Source organism: Psychrobacter sp. AOP31-B2-9 (assembly GCF_052378005.1).
In the GTDB taxonomy this organism is placed as follows: domain Bacteria; phylum Pseudomonadota; class Gammaproteobacteria; order Pseudomonadales; family Moraxellaceae; genus Psychrobacter.
In genome coordinates, this window is the sequence record NZ_JBQSXG010000158.1 from 1 (window position 1) to 6,401 (window position 6,401).

A 6,401-nucleotide genomic window follows, 5' to 3' on the forward strand; every position below is an offset into this window, starting at 1 on the left:
TAGAAGTAAGGATGGTCTATGCAGTGGCTTGCCGTTGGTTTAGGAGCAGCATTTGGCGCGTGCTTGCGGACATGGTTGGCTCGCTTTAACCCGCTGCACAGCTGGATACCACTGGGTACATTGGGTGCTAATATCTTGGGCGGTCTGCTAATAGGGTTGGCCTTAGTTTGGTTCGAGCGGATGGGCAGCGGTCTGTCTCCTAATATTCGACTGTTTGTGATCACTGGGTTTTTGGGCGGGTTGACGACTTTTAGTACCTTTAGCGCGGAAGTGTTTACTTTTATCAGCGAAGGCAGGTTATTAGCAGGTCTTGCATTGATAGGTCTGCACGTTGGCCTGACATTAGTGGCAACCGCGCTGGGATTTTACTTCTTTAAGTTGGTTTTGTAGCCGTTGGTAGATAGTCATCGTTTAATGGTCTGTTATAAGTGGTTCCATGATAGCAGTCTATTTTAAGTGGTCTGTTAATAGGTTTGAAGGGCAAAATAACTGGTTACCTTGGGGTATACCCAGAATCACCCATTTTTAGCTTTTCGAATTCTTGCCATCTGATAGGCATTGACATACTCGCCGTTACGATAAGCATAATCCACCATTTCACCTTCTATCACAAAGCCCAAGCTTTTATATAAACCAATGCCTCCGATGTTATCGGTGTAAGCAGTAATCTCAATACGTTTTATATCCAGCCAATTATCGGCCAAATCCAGCGCTGTAGTTATAAGAGCTCGACCCACACCCTTACCCTGTGACGCGGACTTTACGCTGACCCCAAAGCTTGCTACATGGCGTCGACGTTTTGATATCATGGTATCAAGCCCTAGACAACCTACTACTTCACCCTCAACTTCAGCCACCAGAAAATACGTATTTTCAGATATATCCGCCAATCGTTTATGCCATAGGGTCTTGGACGGCATAGGCAACTGCAAAGTATTTGCATATAAGGCCTCATCTGCATGAATGGCTTGCAACGCTTCTGCATCTTCTGGCTCGGCATGACGTATTTCAATTTTCATTATACTTATCCTTAAATACGAATTGTTGTGTAACTTGCACGTTGAACCGCACCGGGATTATCAGAGACTCAACTCTCTGAGATATAGCATATAGTTCGAAGCCTGTATAGCGCACCGATCATAGATAGAATATGTATGGTAAGTACACCATGAAGTACACTGTGGTTATCTTAGCAAGTTAAAACCCTGATACCATTAGCCTACAGCCTAAGGTTCAATTCCTCACTAGGGAACCATTATTTACCATAACATTTGTTACGATATGAAAAAGTGACTAATATTTTATAACTATAAGAAAGTAATCAGTAATGAACCTACAACGGCTTCACTATCCCTTCTAGTAAATTCGCAAACCCTTGCATATACGCCGTATCTTGGCTAGATGTGCGCGTTGCTGCATACAACTGACAATGTACACCTACACCCAACTTCCGCGAGACGACCCAACCTTTTTTCTCATATTCCGCGACGACCCAATCAGGCAATGCAGCAACTCCGCGTTCACTAGCGACCAGCTGAATCAGCATCGCTGTCAGCTCTGTCGTACGAACGCTCTCAAAGCTTACCTGCGCTGGCGTCATAAAGTTGGCGATAATATCGAGACGTTTGGCCTCGACGGGATAGGCAATCAAAGTCTCATCAGTCAAATCACTTGGATCGATAAAATCTTGCGCTGCCAAATCATGCATGGGTGACAGTACTAAACGACTCTCGTATTCAAATAGTGGCTGATAACAGAGTCCTTCTATCGGTAAGTTGCTGGTGGTAATCAGCAGGTCAATATCACCTTCCATCAATAAATGATGGGGCTCAGGCTCAAAGCCCGTCGCAAAGTCCAGCTCCACATCAGACCATTCGCGGCGATACTGATTGAGTATCGGCATTAGCCAATCAAAGCAGCTGTGACATTCAGAGGCTAGGCGTAACCTGCCTGCTTGCCCGTGTGCTAGGCGTTTAAGATTGGATTTGGTACGGGTCACTTGCGGCAGGATGTTATCTGCTAATGCCAGTACGGCTTTACCAGCTGGCGTAAAGGTGAGCGGTCGCGTACGACGATTGACCAAGTTGATATCGTAGTAACTCTCTAGCTCTTTTAATTGGTGTGATACCGCAGACGCTGTGACGTGCAGCTCATCGGCAGCGGCAGCAAGTGAGCCATGCGCTCGTAGCGCGGTCAAGGTGTTGAGATGGCGTAGTTCTAGCATAAGACGACCTAACCACTAAAGTGAGATAAATTCATTATAGTACATATGTTGCTGACTTTCATTCATAGTATATAATTAATGATTCAGCAACAGCTAGCGCTTGCGCAACAGTACTTGTGAGATAATAACCAATATTAAAGAAGCGACTAATAATAATGTACCAATGGCATTGACCTCAGGCTTTAACCCAACTCTTACCATAGAATAAATCCGTAACGGTAAAATCTCATAACTGGGTCCTGTCACAAAGGTTGAAACCACTACATCATCTAGTGACAAGGTAAAGGCCAGCAACCAACCTGCCATAACCGCAGGTAAAATGACTGGAATTAGTACAGTGCGCACCATCGTTGATTCATTGGCACCTAAATCACGTGCCGCTTCCATCAAGCGCTCATCTAAGCTACTCAGCCGTGCAAACACAGTGATGACCACGAAGGGCAAGCAAAAGGTAATGTGTGCCAATAGCAGTGAGACAAAGCCCAATTGCAGTCCGATTAATAAGAACAATGCTAATAACGAGATAGCGAGCACAATCTCAGGCGACATCATCAACACAAATAGCAGACCATTTAGTAGGCCTTTACCGCGAAAATTATAACGATGTAAGGCTAGGGCAGTGAGTGTACCTATCAACGTTGAGACAGTTGCAGCGACTAAACCTAAGACAATAGAGTGCCAAAACGCATCGAGCATCGCTTGGTTATTAAAGAGCGATTCATACCACTTTAAGCTAAACCCGCCCCAGTTGTAGCCAATCTTTGACTGGTTAAATGACATCACTACTAAGACGATGATAGGTAGATATAGCAAGGTATAAATCAAGCTAAGGTAGCCTTTAGCAGCGATACTGCCAAGCTTCAATGTGCGTGAATGAGACATTAGGCCACCTCATTAAAGTCGGTTTTACCAATACGGCGACTGCTGGCGCGGTAGGCGAGTAATAACAACGCCATTGCCAGTGTCAGTATTACACTGGCGGCGGCCCCAAATGGCCAGTCACGGGCATCTAAAAATTGGTTTTTGATGATATTACCGACCAATAAGTTACGTGAGCCACCCAAAATATCTGCTACATAAAACATACCCATCGCAGGTAATAACACTAAGAGCACCCCAGAGATAATCCCAGGTGTCGTCAATGGTAGCACCACGTGCCAAAACGTCTGGGTCTTGGATGCACCCAAATCCTGAGAGGCCAACAGCATGTCATTACGTAAATCAGTAAACACCGCATATAAAGGCAATACCATAAATGGAAATAACAAATACGTCAGACCAGCAATCACCGCACCTTGCGTATATAAAATATCGATAGGTGTATCGATAACGCCTATAGCAAGTAGTGATTTATTAATCAAACCGTTATTAGCAAACAGTAATTTGAGTGCATAGGTACGTACTAAAGAGTTGGTCCAAAATGGCAGTATCAATAGCATCATCAATAGTGGTTGCCAGCGTACTTTGGCTTTAGATATCAGCCAAGCAAAAGGGTAACCGAGTAGTAAGCAGATGACGGTTGTGATACCTGCCATCCATAGTGAGTGCACAAAGACCTCAAAATATAAGGGGTCGATCATACGCACATAACTATCGATGCTGACCGGCAAGCTAATAAAAGCACTGCTATCACGGGTCAAAAAACTGACAGCAATGACTAAGATGTTTGGCAATAGCGCAAATATCAGTAGCCAACCCCAAATCAACCATAGCGTTGCGGTACGAAAAGGACTTTTACTGCCCAAGCTACGAGGTGCCATCAGCTACCATCCTTTTGTACAGTCGTGTCTGACATATTTTCGGAGACTTCTGGCAATACCCATTCCCAGCCATCTACCCATGAGACTTTGACACCTTCGTTTAGTTTGTAATCAAAGCTCGGGTCGTCTTCATCAAAGAACTCAGAGGCCTTAATAATATGACCGTTTGCCAGTTCGATAATTGAGTCTAACGTACTGCCTTTATAGTTGCTTTCAATAACGCGGCCAAACAGGCCAATGTTTTCATCATCTTTTGGATCATAAATCCGTAAGTCTTCAGGACGAAGCAGTAAATTTACGATGTCGCCTACCTGCACATCATTGGCAAAATTAGGACGGCGTAGATTCCGTAGTGCTGTAGGTCCATCTTGTGCTTGCGCCTCGCAAACCTCTACTTCGATACGTCCGTTGGTGACTTTGCCATCACGATCTGGCTGATTGGGATACACACCTTTTACTTCAGCTTTGAACAAGTTGGTCTCACCGATGAATTTGGCGGTGAACAAGTTGGCAGGCGTCTCATAAATCTCAATGGGTGTGCCGATTTGCTGAAATGAGCCATCTTTCATCACCGCGATACGGTCCGACATCGATAGTGCTTCTTCTTGGTCATGAGTGACAAATACAAAAGTAATGCCCAGCTCACGCTGTAATCGTTTTAGCTCAGATTGCATTTGCAAACGCAGCTTGTGATCGAGCGCGGATAATGGCTCATCAAGTAATAATAATTTGGGACGATTGATCACGGCACGCGCAATCGCTACACGCTGCTGCTGACCACCTGATAAATCTTGTGGTTTACGATTGGCTAAATGCTCTAGCTGTACCATGGCGAGCATCTCGCTCACTCGTGTTTTAGTCTCATCTTTAGATACTTTTTTGAGTTTGAGTCCGTACGCCACATTTTGTGCGACACTCATATGAGGAAACAATGCATATTGCTGAAATACAGTATTGACTGGACGTTTATCTGCTGGCAACCCTGCCATCTGTAGACCATCCAAATATATAGCGCCCTCATTTGGCTGCTCAAAACCTGCAATCAAACGTAGTAATGTCGTCTTGCCACAACCGGATGGGCCTAGCAGGGTCAGAAACTCTCCATGCTTGATATCTAGGTTGATATCTTTTAATACTTCCGTTTGATCAAAGGTTTTTTTTAGACCAGTCAGTTGCAACAGCACCTTGTCATCATTGGGTGATACAGGAGTTTTGTGCGTATTGGGAGGAGGGATGGTCATGGTTTTTTCCTAGGCATCTAACATGATGATATGGCGATTTATTTAGGATGCTGCTATCAAGGTGATTGAATGTGGATATGATCAGTAGAGATAAACTTAGTTTTATTGACACGTATTATAACAAACCCTCGATATAAATTAGTGCAAGTTCGTTATAAGGATGCAAGCGATGACAAGTGGTATGCAATCGCTTGTATTAGGACGTGTCATTAATTAGATTGTGAGGCTTGAAATGAGACAGGTTTTAGATAAACAAGGAAAAAATTGCCGTTAATATTTATCATTTTGCTCTTTACCGTTTCTCTATACTATATGAGGAAAAAGTTATGATGCAAAAGTATGGAGGTTCTGCAGAGACATTAAACCTAAACTTTTTATCAATTTTTAATTCTGATTGCTATACAATCACGTTGTGGCTGACAAATATGGTCAGCATGCTGGTTATTAATCATTGCTAGTAAATACTGAGCCAATTTTTGTTTGTATAAATCGATTTAAAACAGCCTGTCACTTTCATAATATTGATAATAAAGGATATTTTATGCCTAACGATACACGCCCAAAAACGGGTCAAGAAGCCCTTGAGATTTTAAGAGAAGGCAACGCACGCTATGTGGATAGTCTTACCAGTATTGAGTCAGGTATGCAGCGTCGACCAGAGTTGGTGAAAGATCAAGATCCTTTGGCGATTATTTTGGGTTGTTCGGATGCACGCGTACCTGTTGAGATTGTATTTGATCAGGGCTTAGGTGATTTGTTTGTCATTCGAGTCGCAGGAAACGTGGTAGCGCCTTCACAGATTGGATCCATTGAGTTTGCTGCTGAAAAATTTGGTACAAAACTGGTCGTGGTACTTGGACATTCACATTGCGGTGCGGTCACGGCCTGTGTAGAGACGCTTATCAATCCCGAGCAAAACTACTCTCCTAACTTGCAATCTATCGTCGATCGTATTCGCCCAAGTGTCTATAATTTACATGAGCTAGCAACAGCGAACGGTCAGGATGTCGATGCTGATGAATTGCTAGACCGCTCTATCCGTGCCAACGTACGCATGTCAGTTAGTCAGCTTAAGCATGGTTCGCGTGCGCTAGAAGATTTGACTAATAGCGGTCAATTGCTAGTCGTTGGTGCCGAGTATGACTTAGAGACAGGAAAAGTAAGGTTTTTAGAAAG

General features: G+C 43.8%; 7 protein-coding genes. 2 read left to right on the plus strand and 5 right to left on the minus strand.

Annotation, left to right across the window (positions count from 1 at the left end):
- Nucleotides 1–18 precede the first annotated feature (18 nt).
- The gene (gene crcB / locus ACT3SX_RS13145) at nucleotides 19–390 is read left to right on the plus strand and encodes a fluoride efflux transporter CrcB (protein ID WP_192518170.1); all 372 of its coding nucleotides are present in this window, start codon (nucleotides 19–21) and stop codon (nucleotides 388–390) included.
- A gap of 125 nt (nucleotides 391–515) precedes the next feature.
- On the opposite strand, the gene ACT3SX_RS13150 is transcribed toward crcB, so the two are convergent.
- The 5 genes from ACT3SX_RS13150 to potA all read right to left on the minus strand — a co-directional run bounded on the left by ACT3SX_RS13150 (nucleotide 516) and on the right by potA (nucleotide 5,225).
- Nucleotides 516–1,019: a GNAT family N-acetyltransferase gene (locus ACT3SX_RS13150; RefSeq protein WP_192518169.1), complete on the minus strand. Its 504-nt coding sequence runs from the start codon at nucleotides 1,017–1,019 to the stop codon at nucleotides 516–518.
- A 314-nt stretch (nucleotides 1,020–1,333) separates the two neighbouring features.
- Nucleotides 1,334–2,224: a LysR family transcriptional regulator gene (locus tag ACT3SX_RS13155; RefSeq protein ID WP_192518168.1), complete on the minus strand. Its 891-nt coding sequence runs from the start codon at nucleotides 2,222–2,224 to the stop codon at nucleotides 1,334–1,336.
- Nucleotides 2,225–2,317: 93 nt separating this feature from the next.
- On the minus strand, nucleotides 2,318–3,106 hold the full coding sequence (gene potC, locus ACT3SX_RS13160) for a spermidine/putrescine ABC transporter permease PotC (RefSeq protein WP_192518167.1): 789 nt from the start codon (nucleotides 3,104–3,106) through the stop codon (nucleotides 2,318–2,320).
- Nucleotides 3,106–3,984: a spermidine/putrescine ABC transporter permease PotB gene (potB, locus tag ACT3SX_RS13165; RefSeq protein WP_192518166.1), complete on the minus strand. Its 879-nt coding sequence runs from the start codon at nucleotides 3,982–3,984 to the stop codon at nucleotides 3,106–3,108. The genes potC and potB overlap by 1 nt, the downstream gene beginning before the upstream one ends.
- Nucleotides 3,984–5,225: a spermidine/putrescine ABC transporter ATP-binding protein PotA gene (gene potA / locus ACT3SX_RS13170; RefSeq protein ID WP_192518165.1), complete on the minus strand. Its 1,242-nt coding sequence runs from the start codon at nucleotides 5,223–5,225 to the stop codon at nucleotides 3,984–3,986. The genes potB and potA overlap by 1 nt, the downstream gene beginning before the upstream one ends.
- A gap of 541 nt (nucleotides 5,226–5,766) precedes the next feature.
- Here potA and ACT3SX_RS13175 point away from each other — a divergent pair.
- Nucleotides 5,767–6,401, plus strand: a 635-nt coding sequence (locus ACT3SX_RS13175; RefSeq protein WP_444518725.1) for a carbonic anhydrase, incomplete at its 3' end; no start/stop codon positions are given.